General features: G+C 36.1%; 15 protein-coding genes and 1 tRNA gene. 8 read left to right on the top strand and 8 right to left on the bottom strand.

Annotated elements, in window-relative coordinates; all coding sequences use genetic code 11:
- Positions 1–4 precede the first annotated feature (4 nt).
- From fliE to ACZ430_RS08200, 7 genes are all read right to left on the bottom strand, one after another.
- The gene (gene fliE, locus ACZ430_RS08230; protein WP_297210582.1) at positions 5–298 is read right to left on the bottom strand and encodes a flagellar hook-basal body complex protein FliE; all 294 of its coding nucleotides are present in this window, start codon (positions 296–298) and stop codon (positions 5–7) included.
- A gap of 10 nt (positions 299–308) precedes the next feature.
- Positions 309–716: a flagellar basal body rod protein FlgC gene (flgC, locus tag ACZ430_RS08225; protein ID WP_297210579.1), complete on the bottom strand. Its 408-nt coding sequence runs from the start codon at positions 714–716 to the stop codon at positions 309–311.
- Positions 716–1051 carry a flagellar basal body rod protein FlgB gene (flgB, locus tag ACZ430_RS08220; RefSeq protein ID WP_297210576.1) on the bottom strand — a complete coding sequence of 112 codons (336 nt, stop codon included), beginning with the start codon at positions 1049–1051 and terminating at the stop codon, positions 716–718. Before flgB ends, flgC begins: the two co-directional genes overlap by 1 nt.
- A 66-nt stretch (positions 1052–1117) precedes the next feature.
- On the bottom strand, positions 1118–2392 hold the full coding sequence (locus ACZ430_RS08215; RefSeq protein ID WP_297210574.1) for a sigma-54-dependent transcriptional regulator: 1275 nt from the start codon (positions 2390–2392) through the stop codon (positions 1118–1120).
- Positions 2389–3477: a two-component system sensor histidine kinase NtrB gene (locus ACZ430_RS08210; RefSeq protein ID WP_339944472.1), complete on the bottom strand. Its 1089-nt coding sequence runs from the start codon at positions 3475–3477 to the stop codon at positions 2389–2391. The genes ACZ430_RS08215 and ACZ430_RS08210 overlap by 4 nt, the downstream gene beginning before the upstream one ends.
- Positions 3474–5081 (bottom strand): tetratricopeptide repeat protein, encoded by a 1608-nt coding sequence (locus tag ACZ430_RS08205; protein WP_339944470.1) that lies wholly within the window; start codon positions 5079–5081, stop codon positions 3474–3476. Before ACZ430_RS08205 ends, ACZ430_RS08210 begins: the two co-directional genes overlap by 4 nt.
- Before the next feature lie 3 nt (positions 5082–5084).
- Positions 5085–6170 (bottom strand): sigma-54 interaction domain-containing protein, encoded by a 1086-nt coding sequence (locus ACZ430_RS08200; RefSeq protein ID WP_297210563.1) that lies wholly within the window; start codon positions 6168–6170, stop codon positions 5085–5087.
- On the opposite strand from ACZ430_RS08200, the gene ACZ430_RS08195 reads away from it, so the two are divergent.
- The 4 genes from ACZ430_RS08195 to ACZ430_RS08180 are packed head-to-tail and all read left to right on the top strand — an operon-like array spanning position 6170 to position 11459.
- Positions 6170–7072 carry a metal-dependent hydrolase gene (locus ACZ430_RS08195; RefSeq protein ID WP_297210561.1) on the top strand — a complete coding sequence of 301 codons (903 nt, stop codon included), beginning with the start codon at positions 6170–6172 and terminating at the stop codon, positions 7070–7072. The two genes, ACZ430_RS08200 and ACZ430_RS08195, sit on opposite strands and share 1 nt — an antisense overlap.
- Complete coding sequence (locus tag ACZ430_RS08190; RefSeq protein ID WP_297210558.1) at positions 7069–7686, top strand: radical SAM protein; 618 nt, start codon at positions 7069–7071, stop codon at positions 7684–7686. Before ACZ430_RS08195 ends, ACZ430_RS08190 begins: the two co-directional genes overlap by 4 nt.
- 52 nt (positions 7687–7738) lie before the next feature.
- Positions 7739–8800 (top strand): metallophosphoesterase family protein, encoded by a 1062-nt coding sequence (locus ACZ430_RS08185; RefSeq protein ID WP_297210555.1) that lies wholly within the window; start codon positions 7739–7741, stop codon positions 8798–8800.
- 1 nt (position 8801) lies between these two features.
- Entirely contained in the window at positions 8802–11459 is a 2658-nt protein-coding gene (locus ACZ430_RS08180; protein ID WP_297210552.1) for an ATP-binding protein, read from the top strand.
- On the opposite strand, the gene ACZ430_RS08175 is transcribed toward ACZ430_RS08180, so the two are convergent.
- Positions 11460–11930: a Fur family transcriptional regulator gene (locus ACZ430_RS08175; protein ID WP_297210550.1), complete on the bottom strand. Its 471-nt coding sequence runs from the start codon at positions 11928–11930 to the stop codon at positions 11460–11462.
- 135 nt (positions 11931–12065) lie between these two features.
- Here ACZ430_RS08175 and ACZ430_RS08170 point away from each other — a divergent pair.
- The 4 genes from ACZ430_RS08170 (at position 12066) to ACZ430_RS08155 (ending at position 14520) form a co-directional block, all read left to right on the top strand.
- A tRNA-Sec gene (locus ACZ430_RS08170) sits at positions 12066–12163 on the top strand.
- Positions 12164–12184: 21 nt separating this feature from the next.
- Positions 12185–12529 (top strand): Mth938-like domain-containing protein, encoded by a 345-nt coding sequence (locus ACZ430_RS08165; protein WP_297210547.1) that lies wholly within the window; start codon positions 12185–12187, stop codon positions 12527–12529.
- 15 nt (positions 12530–12544) lie between these two features.
- Positions 12545–12727: a hypothetical protein gene (locus ACZ430_RS08160; RefSeq protein WP_297210545.1), complete on the top strand. Its 183-nt coding sequence runs from the start codon at positions 12545–12547 to the stop codon at positions 12725–12727.
- A gap of 23 nt (positions 12728–12750) precedes the next feature.
- Positions 12751–14520: a formate--tetrahydrofolate ligase gene (locus ACZ430_RS08155; RefSeq protein WP_297210542.1), complete on the top strand. Its 1770-nt coding sequence runs from the start codon at positions 12751–12753 to the stop codon at positions 14518–14520.
- The last annotated feature ends 16 nt before the right edge of the window (positions 14521–14536 follow it).

The following is a 14536-nucleotide window of genomic DNA, read 5'->3' as shown; positions in this document are numbered from 1 at the left end:
CTTACTACACCTGCATACGAGATATTTCTTCATAGGCAGTTATAACCTTATTTCTTACCTGTATAAGTGTCTGCAGTGTCATATCTGCCTTCTCCATTGCCAGCACTACCTTATCAATACTTGTCTCTCCCTTTGCAAACTCTTCAATTGCCTTTTGAGCCTCCTGTTCAACCTTTGTTGCCTCTTTTATCGCATCCTTCAGCGCTTGCTCAAAAGACTCCTTTCCCGAGGTCTGAAGATTTTTCAGCTCCTCAAGGCTTTTACCTAAGATTTCACTTATTCCCTTTATCTCTGTCATCTGTTACCTCCTAAACTTTCAGTAAATCAAGGGTTCTTAAAAACATCTCCTTATATGAGTTTATCATAGTTAAATTGGCTTCGTATGCACGAGATGCTGAAATCATGTTAACCATTTCTTCCATCGGATTCACATTGGGATATCTTACATATCCATCCTTATCTGCATCGGGATGGGAGGGGTCAAAAACTATTCTTGGCGGTCTCTGGTCTTCTACAATTCTTTGAACATCAACCCCCTGAGAAATCTGGTCGTAAATGTAAGTGGTAAACAGAACATCTTTTCTTCTATAAGGACCACCTTCGGGAGTTCGAGTAGAGTTAACATTCGCAAGATTAGAAGCTATAACATTTAATCTTATCTTCTGAGCTTCAAGTCCTGTAGCAGCGACCTTAAGCGGTAGAAAAAGGTCTTTCATTATCTACCTCCTCTGAGAGCATCCTTATACATCCCAATCCTTTTTGAAAGCAACTGGACAGCACTGTTATGCATGAGTATTGTTTCTGTCAGTTTAGTCATCTCAACCTCTACATTGACAGTATTTCCATCTCTGTTTGGTAGGGTTGTAGGTGCTTCAATAACTGTTAGGCTAATATTTTCTGACTGGACAGCCTTTTTTAACTCCTCCTGAAAGTTAATGTCCTTTGCCTTATAACCAGGAGTATCTGCATTGGCAATATTTGAGGCGAGAATTTTTTGCCTGTAGGAACAAATATCCATTATTTTTTGCAACAGTTTTATTGAATTATCCATACTTTTTATGCCTCCAATAGATTTATGATAAAATTTTCATTCAGAAAATAAGCAAATACTGTGCCATTAAACATCCTTGAGGCCGTATTCATTTATCTTGTTTCTCAATGTTCTTACGCTTATACCAAGTATTTTTGCTGCCTTTGTGCGATTCCCTCCTGTCTTTTTAAGAGCGTCTAAAATCAGTTCTCTCTCGGCATCCTTTAATTTTCCTGCCTTAATAGATTTATTTTCTTCAGAAATAACCATCTCTTCTTCAGAGGGTCTGAGATTTCCATCTTGACTTAATACAGCCATTCGATAAATGAAATTTTCAAGCTCCCTAACATTTCCTCGCCAGTCTCTCTCAAGAAGATACCTTTTCATATCAGAGGAAAGAGAGAGATTTTTAGAAATCTTATTTGACAGTCTTCTTATAAAGAACTCTGCAAGCGGTATAATATCCTCTTGCCTCTCCCTTAAAGGAGGAATCCTTAGGGGAAAAACATTGATTCGGTAAAATAAGTCTTCCCTAAAATTTCCCTTCCTAACCTCTTCTGCCAGGTCTCTGTTGGTGGTAGCGATTATACGAACGTCAACCTTTACAGGCTTCGTGCCACCGACTCTGTCAACTTCCTTTTCTTGAATAACCCTTAAAAGCTTTGCCTGAAGCCTAAAAGCCATCTCACTTATTTCGTCAAGAAGAATTGTTCCCCGGTCTGCCAGTTCAAATTTGCCAGCCTTTCTCTCTGTAGCTCCAGTGAATGCACCCTTTTCATGACCGAAGAGCTCTGCTTCAAGGAGTGTCTCTGTTATAGCAGCACAGTTAATTGCCACAAAGGGATTTTTGGCTCTATTACTATTGTTGTGGATATATCGGGCAATAACTTCCTTTCCTACTCCACTTTCTCCAGTAATTAATACGGTTATATCTGTTTTTGCAATCTCTCTGGCAATCTCGAGAATCCTTTTCATTGATTTTGACTCGGCCACTATACCTTCATCGTCAGGCATAAGCCTCGAAACAAGAGACTTAAGAGTATCCATTGAGAAAGGTTTTAAAATATAGTCAACAGCACCGAGTTTCATTGCTTTCACTGCATCTTCCACATTTCCATAGCCTGTTATTACAATTACAGGAGTAAAAATCCCCCTTTTTCTTATCTCTTCAAGAAATTGAATACCGTTCATTTTCGGCATTCTCACGTCTGTAATAATTAGAGAGAAATCGGAAACATTAACCTCTGAAAGAACTTGGATAGGGTCTCTGTAATAGGCAGGTTCAAATCCAAGTCTTACCATGCCCTCTTTAAGGGCAAATCCCATGTCAGGCTCGTCATCTATTATCAAAACAGACTTCATCTTACCGGTAAATATAATGCAAACTCTGTGCCTTCACCCTTTTTGCTTTTTACTTCCATCCTACCACCATGGGCTTTCACTATGCTGTCAGTTATACTAAGGCCAAGACCTGTACCTCTGTCTTTAGTGGAGAAGAAAGGGTCAAAGATTCTTTCCATGACTTCACTGTCAATTCCATGACCCGTGTCTGTGACGGAAATTCTGACAAATTCTTTTTTCCGCTCAGCCTTTAAATGCAGAAATCCTCCGTCAGGCATTGCTTGATAGGCATTTATCATTAGATTAATTAATGCCTGCCTAAGAAGAGAAGGGTCTATCTCAGCAATAATTCCCTTTTTAGAACTCACCTTTATTTCAATACCTACTCTATGAAACAGTTCTCGGAATTCTGCTGCCACATCGCTTAAAAGCTCATCTAAAGCAGTTGATTTTTTCTTGGGAACAATTCCCCTTGTAAAGCCAAGCATATTGTCGAGAGTGTTTCTGAGCATTCTTACAGCATTCGAAATTCTTCTGGCATAGTCTCCATGAATGCTTTCCTTTAGGTCTTCAGCTATCATGCTTGCGTATAATTCGATACTACCAAGGGGATTTCTTATTTCATGGGCTATTTTCATGACAAGAGAACCCATAGCTGTTAGCCTTCTGTTTCTTTCGTTTTCAGCCTCAAGTTCCTTTATTCGCGTTATGTCTTTACAGAGAAAAACCTCTCCAACCCTATGTCCTTCTGAATCAAGAACTTCAGAACGGGATACAATCGCAAAAAAGGGAGAAGAATTTTTAGGAATTACCCTGTCTTCTTCGATTTCTAAGGGAAGTTGTTTTTGTCCTAAGACATCCTCACTTCTTATATTGAAAAGGGTCTCGGCAGATTTATTTATCAATCTTATAACTCCTTCACTGTCAAAAAAAACAACAGCAATATCTATACTGTCTATAATGCTACTAAGAAGTCTCTTTTTTTGCTCTACCTCTTCGGTAAGTAATTTTATTTTATTCTCAAGAACGTTGTAATATTTGATAAGCGTCTCTGAGGCGGAATTAATCTTAATGATAGCTTCATTTAGAAGTTCTTCTTTGCTCATAACTTTTCGAGAAGTGCTCTGGCAGACTCTGCCAATTCTCCCTTTGAACCGGCAACTTTCTCAAGATAGGACTTATCTTTTGTTATTTTACCATACTGATAATAAGCCCAAAGTTGAGTATTGTTGTCCTTAATCCCTAAGTCTATTGCTTTTTTATAGTAACTTGCTGCTTCCTTTATTTTACCTGACATGTATAGATAATCAGCCGCATTTACAGCTCCCTCTGCAATACCTTTATTGGCTGCCTGAATCCAGTAATCAAAGGCTTTCTTCTTGTCACCGTGTGAGTATTCAAGATTGCCGAGTGCAAGTAAAGCTTCTGGCTCTTGCACAGATTTTACAGCTTTTCTAAGGGTTTGTAAGGCCTGAAGCTTTTCTCCTTCTTTATCGAGAATAATCCCATACAGAGCTAATGCATTGTCATTTCTATCTTTTATTCCTTCGATAAGTTTTTTTGCCTCTTTGTATTTGCCTTCCTTTATCAGAATGCTGGCAAGAGGAATTATAGCTTCCGCTTTTCTCGGTCCGGTCTGGACTTTCCTTAATATGTTCTTAGCCTCGTTGAGCTTGCCCTGTTCAATTAGAAACTGGGCAGATTGAAGGAGTATTTGCGAATCATTCGGAAGAAACGGATATATTTTGAGAATATAAGTATATGCATTTGAGGGAGACTCGGAAGTTATTTTCCTTATAAACTCCTCCATTTTTTTGTTTTTCAAAGATTTATCTCTAAGAACAAAGAGCATCTTCAAAGCCTCTTCATAATTTTTCTGATTCAAGTAAGCTTCGTAAAGCTTAAGCCTGAATTCATCTGTGGGAATGTAAAAGTATATTTCTTTTCCTATCTGTAAAGCCTCTTGTTCTTTTTTCTGCATTAAATAAATATCAAAAAGCATTCTTTTTGCTTTTACTGTATCGGCAAGACTTTTTGACTTATCTATGAAGCCCTTTATCAGCTTTTCAGCCTCGTCGAATTTTCCTGCTTTAATCATTACTTCTGCTTTATCAATTTCATAGGCAGGCTTTCTGAGTTTAAGATTTTTATTAAACTCTCTCAAAGCCTCTTCAGCCCTACCTGAAAGGGCAAGATATTTTATTCTTAGAAGAGCTGTCTCTGGGTCGTTAAAATCTTTGTTTTCCAGCCTGTTTATGGCAGTCTCAACAGCTTTCAAGTCTCCTCGAGAAAGAGCTATCCATGCTTTACCAATCATTGCCTGTTTATCAAAGGGAGGCTGTACTTTGTTCAAATAAAACTCCGCATCTTTAAGTCTACCAATCTTTCTTAACGCCAATCCCATATAAAGATATCCCTCGTTTGCCTGAGGAGAGTTGCTAAAATCTCTAATTAGCCTTCTCAAAGGAACTGTAGCTTCATAGTAGTTACCCATAAAATATTCGGCCTTTGCAAAACCAAGCAAAGCCTCTGGTGCGAGTTTAGGGTCTTCAGTGTATCTTTTAAAGAAATCTCTTGCCTGAAGATAATTCTCTTTTTTTAAGTATTCCTGACCTATCTTTAAAGCGTCCTCAGCAAATAGGTGATTTGAGTTTAAGAAAAAGATAAAAAATATCAAAATTAAAAACTTCAGAGCAGATTTTCTGTTCATAGCTTATTCGCTGAGTTTTTCTCTGTCTTTTATCTCGAGTCTTTTCATTTTCTCTATCAGCGTGGTTCTGTTAATATTTAAATACTTGGCTGCTCTGCTTTTAACCCAGTTATGAAGATTCAAGGCGTGTAGTATCAGCTTTTTTTCATACTCCCTTAAAACTTCATTAAGGTCTATTCCTGCGGTAAAGGGATTTAGCTCTTCTGGTATGAGGTCTCGAGAAAAGGCATTTTCATAAAATCTTATTCTTTCAGGAATATCATCAATCTCTATTTCAGTTCCTTCACTTAAGACATAGAGTCTCTCAATTAAATTTTCTAACTCTCTAACATTTCCTGGCCAGTTATAATTCAAAAAAAGTTCCATAATTTCCTGTTTGAGTTTAATTTTAAATCCAAAAATTGATGCAAATTTATCAACAAAATAGTCACAAAGAACTGGAATATCTTCTTTTCTCTCCCTCAGGGGAGGAATTACTATGGGAACTACATTGAGTCGCCAGTAAAGGTCTTCTCTGAACCTGCCCTCTTTGACTTCTGCCTCCAGATTTCTGTTAGTAGCGGCAATTATTCTTACATCAACCTTCAAAGGTTTAGTGCCTCCAACTCTCTCAAAACTTCTCTCCTGCAAAACTCTAAGAAGCTTAACCTGCAGATGAAGGGGCATGTCACCAATTTCATCAAGAAAAATAGTTCCCCCATTGGCAAGTTCGAATCTTCCAGGTCTCATAAAGGTTGCTCCTGTGAAGGCACCCTTTTCATGACCGAAAAGCTCTGACTCAAGAAGTTCAGAGGGTATGGCTGCACAGTTTACTGGAATAAAAGGCTTCGAGTTTCTTGAGCTTTTCTGATGAATTAATTTTGCAAAAAGCTCTTTACCTGTGCCGCTTTCTCCCATTATCAAAACAGTGCTGTTAGCCTTTGATAGCTTCTCCGAAAGCTCAATAATCCGCTGAATAGCTTGAGATTTACCGGCAATTACGATTTCATCGTTCATGTCATAAATATGACACAGGGCTACATAAAATTTCAACAATTCTCTTATCAAAAGAAGAGGACGGAAGTTAATCTTTTTTGTTAAAATTCTCAATGGATCCTCTCTCTCATAGTCTTTCTGGTTTTGTCTCAGGAAGCTTTCTGACAAAAAACAGAGCTCTACTCTTTGTTTTTATAATATCCACCCTTTCGCCTGATTTGGATATAATTCTCAGACTTCACGGTAAAGAAACATTTCTCATCTACCACAGAGGCATAACACATGGAATACTTGCTCTTTTCGTGTTTCCCCTCATACCTGCTCTCATTTTACGAAAAAAGTATGGTTTCTTTAAAGTTTATCTCATTTCCCTTTGCGGTTATGCTCTTCATATTCTCCTTGACCTTACTAACCAGTATGGAACAAGAATACTATGTCCTTTCGACTGCACTCCTTACAGTCTTTCTCTCACCTTCATCATAGACCCATATGTGCTTCTACCATTTCTGCTTTCCGTGATAATTTCATTAAAATTCAAAAAGCAGTCAAGGTTTTTTTATCTCTTAGCTATAATCTTTGTCCTATTCTACATAGGGCTTAAGGCTTATCTTAAAACAGAAGCCCGAGATTTCCTTAAACAAAAAATTGAAGCCCAGCAATACAGAGTCTATCCTTTGCCCAATGATTTTTTAAGGTGGTGGTTTGTATCAAAATACAACGACGAATACATAACAGGATTCGTAGACCTTTTCTCAAAGAAGGTTTATATAGATAAAAGATATAAAATAATTAATGATGATGCAATATCAAAATCAAAGGACTCGCAGTCTGTAAAAGCCCTTCTTAATATTGCTAAACATCCTGTAGCAGAGGCAAAAAGAGAAGGGAATATCACGGTAGTCACCTGGCGAGAACTCTCCTATGGTTTCTTGCCTGAAGGTAGATTCTCAGCACAAGTATGGCTTAAAGAGGCTTCAGAAGGATATAAAATTATCAATTCTAAACTAACGATATGAAAATCTCCGAAATCTTTATTAGCATACAAGGAGAAGGCTCTCTTGTAGGAATTCCCATGATATTTGTAAGGCTTTCTGGCTGTAATCTAAGATGCACTTACTGTGACACAACTTACTCTTATGACAATGGAAAAGAGTTCTCAGTTGATGAATTGCTCCGTATAATAAAATCGTCACAATTAAAATATGTTGCAATTACAGGAGGAGAACCCCTTTTACAGAATGAGATTTATGACCTTATGGATAAACTTATTGATATGAAACATAATGTTGTTCTTGAGACAAATGGTTCAATTTCAATAGAACGTGTCCCTCGGCAAGTCAAAATAATTCTTGACATAAAAACTCCAGGCAGTAGCATGGAAAGTAAAAACTGCCTTGAAAACCTTCGGTTTCTTAAAAAGGCAGACGAGATTAAATTCGTAATAACCGACAGAAGAGATTATGAATGGGCTAAAGACTTCCTTAAAAAATATTCTGCAAAAACAAGAGAGATACTTTTTTCTCCTGCAATAGGATTTTTACAACCAAGCAAGCTTGCAGAGTGGATTATTGAGGATAGACTCCAAGTTAGATTTAATCTTCAGATTCATAAGTTTTTGCAGATAAAATAAATTTTCAAGTTTCAAAAACTGCAAAGTGGAAAATCTGATAAAATAATTCTTAATGAAAATTGCAATCACCGCAGATGTTCATCTAAAAAGACACAATGAAACGCCTGAGAGATACAGGGCACTGGAGAATATATTTGAACAAATAAAACAGTCAGGCATAGAATATCTGATAATTGCAGGAGACCTATTTGACAGAGACTTTTCAAATTATGCTGACTTTGACTCTCTTTGCAAAAATTTTCCTTCCATAAAAATCTCTATCATTCCCGGCAATCATGACTATCAGATTAGCAACAAACTCTTTGTTTCCTCCAATATAGAAGTGTTAAATGAAACAAAAATAAAAGAAATCGAAGGCATGTCTGTTCTTTTCATCCCTTACAATCCAAAAAACTCAATGGATGAAGTTTTATCAGAGTTCGCTCACGAAAAACCTATCCAGGAAAAGTGGATTTTAATAGGTCATGGAGATTACATAACAGGAAACAGAGAGTTAAACCCTTATGAGCCTGGGTTTTATATGCCCCTTACAACAAAGGCAATACTCAGACACAATCCTTTAAGAGTATTCTTAGGGCATATTCACAAACCCTCTGATTTCGGAAGAGTTTTTTATCCAGGGTCACCCTGCGGTTTAGATATTACCGAGACAGGAAAAAGAAGATTCCTCGTATACGATACAATTGCAGACCATGTAGAAGACATTATTGTTAATACAGATAAAATCTATTTTAATGAAACCATAACACTTCTCCCCTCAGAGGAGCAGGAAGATTTTATAAATAAAAAAATTATACAGATGGTAGAAGGCTGGAATGTAAATCAGCAGGAACTCTCAAAAGCTTCTGTCCGATTATCTCTAAAAGGATATGTAAGGGATTTAAGAGAAACAATGGAAATATTTCTGAATATACTGTCTAATACAGGAATTAATCTTTATGAAAAAGATGGTTTGGATATTTCAGAGATAAAAATTTTAAAGGAAATTGACTCAGACAGGCTCTATCTTCTTGAAAAGGTAAAAGAAAAAATGGAAAAAATAGAGATTAGCAATCAGCAAGCTCCAAGAGAAAAAATATTACAAAAAGCAATGGAGTTAATTTTTAGCGACTAAAATGCCATTAAAAATAGAAAAAATAGCCATAAAACAATGCGGTCCACTCAGCAACTTAAGTATAGATTTTTCCACAGTTAACCTTGTCTACAGCGAAAACGAGAAAGGCAAGTCCTATCTTGTTGAATTTATAATTCATAGCCTCTTTAAAAACAAAGTTCATTGGAGCGACCTCAGACAACCTGGACAGGGAAAAGTTGTAATATCTGGATTTGATAATAAATCTTCTGATTTCACACCATCATCAAAGAAAAAAATAGAAGACCATTTGGAAAAACAGCAAAAAGGGCTTCCGCCATCGCTAAGTAATCTCTTAATAGTGAAAGAAGGAGAGACAGAAATAGTAAAAAATTCTTGCGGAATTGATAAAAAAACACTTAAAGAAATTCTGTCTCCGAGAAGAGTATTAAATCAGATTGAAAGTAAAATTACGGCCACCTTAAAAGGAGCAAAAATTGAAGACGGACAGATAAACATAAAAAAGCAAGGCGAAGGCAAAGATTATATTGAAACAAAAGAGAAAATAAACCAAATTGAAGGATTAATAAAACAGCTAATAAATGAATATGAACAGGGAGAAATCAGAAACCTACAAATAAGAAAAGAAGAACTTTCAGGACAAAAGCAGCTTTTACTTAAGGCCAAAAGATATGAAGCATATGTTTTGAATGAAAAACTTAATAAACTAAAAATAGAAAAAGAAAAATTCTCTGACCACCTGCTTGAAAAATTAAAAAAACTCATACAGGAGCATAAAAATATAAGTGAGGACATTGAAAAGTTAGAAATAGAGCTTAAGGCAATAAGAAAACAAACCCAAAGAATACCAGAATTAGAAAGAGACAAAGAAACTCTTCAGAAAGCCAAAAAACACGAAGCCTATAAAATTTCAATTAACCTAAAAGATACGGAACTACAACTAAAAAAATTTACCGATGAGGATATTTCAGATATTCAGCAGGCTGTGATTCAGTATGGGCATAAAATAGCAGAAATAAATGATAAATTAGACACTCTAAATAAATTAAAAGAAAAATCAAAAGATTACTACTGGCTTAAAGCAGCGAAAGAGAATTATCTTAAAATTATCTCTTCACCTCTGAAAACAGGTAAAGCAACATCTCTTCTTCCATATCTCTCTGCTTTTCTCATACTTGTTGGGATTTTAATGATTTTCCTTGAACAAAAAATTTCAGCAAGCATTGTTCTCGTAGCTTCAGGACTTTTTGCAACTTATTATATGCTGAAAACCAAAAAGTCCTTTACAAGTTTCAAGAAGAGCGAAGAACTGAAAACTTTGAGGGAAGAATTTGCAAAAAAATTTGGGAAAGAGCCTGAAAATTTGACTGACTTTGAGGAATTACTCTATGAGCAAGAGAAAAGCTACTTTAACTTAGATACATACGAAAGGGAAATCGAGAGACTTAATACAGAGCTACTTTCTTTAAAGTATAGAATTGAGGACTTTTTCAATCGAATCGGAATTAATGGCATAGACGAAAATAAATGGACTGAAAAAATAGCAGAAATAAGAAATGAAAGAGAAGAATTAAAAGCGAAAGCACAGCGATTAAGAGGTAAACTTGAAGAACTGGGAATAGAAGAGAGTGACTACGAAATTAAAGACCCTGGAGTCAAATTTAATAAAAAGGAATGGGACGAAAAAATTGAGGAAATTTCTGGTCTTATTAAATTAAGAGAACAAGAATATAGAATGGAAGAACAAAGGGAATTATATGAAAAAAGACTCGTAGAGACAAAAAAACAGATAGAAGAAATTTTTAAAAACGACTTAAACATTGATTTAGAAGAGACCGAATGGACTAAAAAAGTTGAAGAAATAGAAAAAGAGAGAAAACAAATTGAAAAAGAGCTCAATGAAATTGAAGGATTACTTAAAGGATTAGGCGTGCCTGAAAATGAGTTTATTAAGGAAAATCCTAACATAAAATTTTCTCCCCAAGACTTAGAGAAAATTGACAGAGAGTTATCCGAGCTCGAAGAGCATTTAAAATCAAAAAGTCAAGAATTAGAGAGACTTAGAGCCCGAATAATACAGCTCACAGGCATAGATATATCTACCAGCTGGAATGAAATGATAGAGAAAGTATATTTAAAAAGAAAAGAACTTCTGGAAAGCCTTGAAGATACAGAGGCAAAAATAATAGCAGGAATAATGGTTCATGAGACAATACAGGAACTGCAAAGGGAAGAAGATGAAAAACTCATGGAGAAAATAAACACTCCAGAGATAACGAGACTTATAGAAAAAATTACAGGCAGATATAAATCATTAAGTTTTACAATTCCGTCTTCAGAGCATGAAAGCTCAAAAAATCAAGAAGACATTATTATCAATGATGAATTCTCAAGCTTCAACTTGAGTGATTTAAGCACAGGTGCGAAAGAACAAATAATGATAGCTTTAAGGATAGGTTTAGCTAAAAACATTCTAAAAGGCGAGCCTGCCTTTCTGATTTTAGACGATGCTTTTCAGCACTCAGACTACAAAAAGAGACCCCTTTTAGTTGAAACCCTCTTTGAGTTGGCACGAGAGGGATGGCAGATTATTTATCTCACAATGGATGACCACATAAGAGAATTATTTAAAATAAAGAGTTCGAATTTAGAGCTTGGCTTTAAAGAAATATCTCTTTAATTATTTTTTATCTAAAATCTCTCTGCACTTTTCACAGAGACCCAAAAATTGCACATCCGAACGTTCAATAGAAAAATTAAACTTTTCTGATAAAAAGCTTTTAAAATCTTTGATAGGGTCTTCTTCTTTATGAGGGTTTATCTCATAATCAATAATTTTCCCGCAAATTCTACATATAAGATGGTAATGTTCAGCGTTTTCCTTACCAACAACGAACTCATAGCGGGTTCTTCCATCTTTAAAATCAAATTCTCTCACTATGCCAAGCTCTCTCAGTGTCTCAAGAGTTCTGTAAACTGTAGCAAGTCCTATCCCAGGAAGAACCTTCTTGACTTCAAAAAAGATTTCTTCTGCGCTAAGATGTCCAGACTTTGACGAAAGAGTATTAACGATAGCTTCTCTTGTCTGAGTCCATTTCAATCCACATTCTCTAAATCTTCCCCTACAGCCACCGCCTTGCCAATATGGCATAGATACTCCTTCTCATTTTTTTCATTATAACTTAATAGGAAGTTTTAGGCAATCATTGAATTCTCTCACACATAATACAGAATATACAATGTAAATAATTGCAAAAATATCAAAAATGCTGTAAAATTCTATATCGGGAGTGTATGGGGTTCTGGTGTCCCTCCTGGACTTCAAATCCAGTGTTGCCTGTGAGGAACAGGCAGGGTGGGTTCGATTCCCACACGCTCCCGCCAACAAAAAAGGAGGTTACCCCTATGAAAATTAATCATTACTCCTTTGGAAAAGTTATTGTAGAAAATAAGGAATACACGGCAGACTTAATTGTCTTTCCTGACAGTCTCTATCCATCATGGTGGAGAAAAGAAGGGCACGGTCTCTGTATGTCTGACCTTGAAGAAGTATTGAAAAGAGATATAAAAATTCTCGTTATTGGAACGGGTGCTTACGAAAAAATGAAAGTGCCAGAAGAGCTGATTGAGGAGCTCAAAGAAAAAGGTATAGAAACTTATGTGAGCGATACGGAAAAAGCAGTTTCGATTTTTAATAAGTTCCTGGAGGAAGGCAAAAAAGTAGCCGGTGCTTTCCACCTGACATGCTAACAAAAGGAGGACAAAATGGACACAAAAAAACAACCAGATCCAGCAAGAGTAGCTATAGTTAGAATGCTTCCAAAAGACATAAAGGAAAAGCTCACAATAGAGGAGATGAATGCTCTACTTTATGAAGATGTTTTACCGGACTCTCTAATGGAGAAATTGAAAGATTATCTTGCCGACATTGATAATCCTAACGAATAAAAAGAGAGAAAACAAAATACTCTATGCTACCTAACCCCCTCTCATCACCGGACTGGTTAATAGCTCAAGAAGCTGAAAAACGAATGAAAACCATATTTCAGCTTGCCGAAGAACTAAATATAAAAGAAGAAGAATTAATACCCTATGGACGCTACATAGCAAAAATTGATTTCGGGAAACTTTACAATAGAATTAAGGATAATCCTAATGGCAAATATATAATAGTTACCGCAATTACTCCTACTCCTTTTGGAGAAGGGAAATCAACAACAACAATTGGACTTACTCAAGGTTTTGGGAAAAAAGGCAAAAAAGTAAGCTGTGCCATAAGGCAACCCTCTGCAGGCCCTCTCATGAACATAAAGGGCTCTGCAGCAGGAGGAGGACTTTCTCAATGTATTCCAAGAAATGAGTTCTCTATTGGGTTTACTGGCGATATAAACGCCGTAACTAACGCACACAATCTCGCCATGGTTGCAATTACTTCAAGGATGCTTCACGAGGCAAACTACCCTGATGAGATTCTCAAAAAACGAGGTTTAAAAAGGCTCGATATAGACCCTAAGAAAGTTCAGATGGGCTGGGTAATTGACTTCTGTGCTCAGGCTTTAAGAAAAATAGTAATCGGTCTGGGTGGTAAAAAAGATGGAGTGACAATGGAATCAAGATTTGATATTGCCACTTCTTCAGAGTTAATGGCAATTTTAAGCTTAGCCAGAGATTTAAGAGACCTTAAGGAAAGAATAAACAATATAGTTGTTGCTTACTCTCGAGATGGAAGGCCAATAACAACAAAAGACCTTGAAGTAAGCGGTGCAATGTGCGCTTTAATGTTATCTGCCATAAATCCTAACCTAATCCAGACAATAGAGGGACAGCCCGTATTCGTACATGCTGCTCCCTTTGCCAATATTGCCATAGGCCAGTCATCTATTATCGCTGATATGATAGGACTTAAACTGAGCGACTACCATATTACAGAAGCAGGTTTTGGTGCAGACATAGGATTTGAAAAGTTCTGTAATATAAAATGTCGCATATCTGAACTGAAACCTGATGCTGCTGTATTGGTAACAACATTAAGGGCTTTAAAATACCATGGAGGAGACAGAAATGCACCAAAAATAATACCTGGTAATCCATTACCAAAGGATTATTTTGAAAAAAATATCCAATGGCTTGAAAGAGGAATGAGAAATCTCTTTCATCATATAAAAATAATAGAAAAATTTGGTCTTAACATGGTAGTTTGCCTGAACAGATTTCTGACAGATACTTCAGAAGAAATTGAATTTATAAAAAAATATTGTAAAGAGATTGGAGTTCCTCTGGCAGTTTCTGAACATTGGGAAAAGGGCGGAGAGGGAGCTTTAGAATTGGTAGAATTAGTCATGGAAGCATGCAAAAGAGGTTCAAAATTTAGATTTCTCTATGAAAGTCGATTACCTCATATTTCAAAAATAGAAAAAATTGCAAGGGAAATATACGGAGCAGATTCTGTAGAGTTTTCACCTCTTGCCCTTGATAAACTCCAATCAATCAATGAAAAGAAAGAATTTGAGGACTTCTCTGTATGTATAGCAAAGACGCACCTAAGCCTGTCTGATAATCCAAACTTAAAGGGAGTACCGGAAGGATGGCAGTTATTTATCAAAGATATATTAGTATTTCATGGAGCTAAATTAATTGTGCCTGTAGCAGGAGAAATTAATCTAATGCCCGGAACAGCTTCAAATCCAAATTTTAAAGCAATAGATATAGATTTAAAAACAGGAAGAGTTATTGGCATATAAAAATATTGACAATTTT

The organism is Thermodesulfovibrio sp. TK500a, assembly GCF_055381765.1.
Note: the sequence above shows the minus strand (reverse complement) of the source record. Positions and strands in the feature narration are given on the sequence as shown.

Excerpts from the sequence above, each read along its gene's own strand:
- ACZ430_RS08185 (WP_297210555.1), top strand. The coding sequence starts at position 7,739 with ATGAAAATTGCAATCACCGCAGATGTTCATCTAAAAAGACACAATGAA.
- ACZ430_RS08210 (WP_339944472.1), bottom strand. The coding sequence starts at position 3,477 with ATGAGCAAAGAAGAACTTCTAAATGAAGCTATCATTAAGATTAATTCC.
- flgB (WP_297210576.1), bottom strand. The coding sequence starts at position 1,051 with ATGGATAATTCAATAAAACTGTTGCAAAAAATAATGGATATTTGTTCC.
- ACZ430_RS08160 (WP_297210545.1), top strand. The coding sequence starts at position 12,545 with ATGGACACAAAAAAACAACCAGATCCAGCAAGAGTAGCTATAGTTAGA.
- fliE (WP_297210582.1), bottom strand. The coding sequence starts at position 298 with ATGACAGAGATAAAGGGAATAAGTGAAATCTTAGGTAAAAGCCTTGAG.
- ACZ430_RS08195 (WP_297210561.1), top strand. The coding sequence starts at position 6,170 with ATGGATCCTCTCTCTCATAGTCTTTCTGGTTTTGTCTCAGGAAGCTTT.
- ACZ430_RS08175 (WP_297210550.1), bottom strand. The coding sequence starts at position 11,930 with ATGCCATATTGGCAAGGCGGTGGCTGTAGGGGAAGATTTAGAGAATGT.
- ACZ430_RS08165 (WP_297210547.1), top strand. The coding sequence starts at position 12,185 with ATGAAAATTAATCATTACTCCTTTGGAAAAGTTATTGTAGAAAATAAG.
- ACZ430_RS08155 (WP_297210542.1), top strand. The coding sequence starts at position 12,751 with ATGCTACCTAACCCCCTCTCATCACCGGACTGGTTAATAGCTCAAGAA.
- ACZ430_RS08205 (WP_339944470.1), bottom strand. The coding sequence starts at position 5,081 with ATGAACAGAAAATCTGCTCTGAAGTTTTTAATTTTGATATTTTTTATC.
- ACZ430_RS08190 (WP_297210558.1), top strand. The coding sequence starts at position 7,069 with ATGAAAATCTCCGAAATCTTTATTAGCATACAAGGAGAAGGCTCTCTT.
- ACZ430_RS08215 (WP_297210574.1), bottom strand. The coding sequence starts at position 2,392 with ATGAAGTCTGTTTTGATAATAGATGACGAGCCTGACATGGGATTTGCC.
- ACZ430_RS08180 (WP_297210552.1), top strand. The coding sequence starts at position 8,802 with ATGCCATTAAAAATAGAAAAAATAGCCATAAAACAATGCGGTCCACTC.
- flgC (WP_297210579.1), bottom strand. The coding sequence starts at position 716 with ATGAAAGACCTTTTTCTACCGCTTAAGGTCGCTGCTACAGGACTTGAA.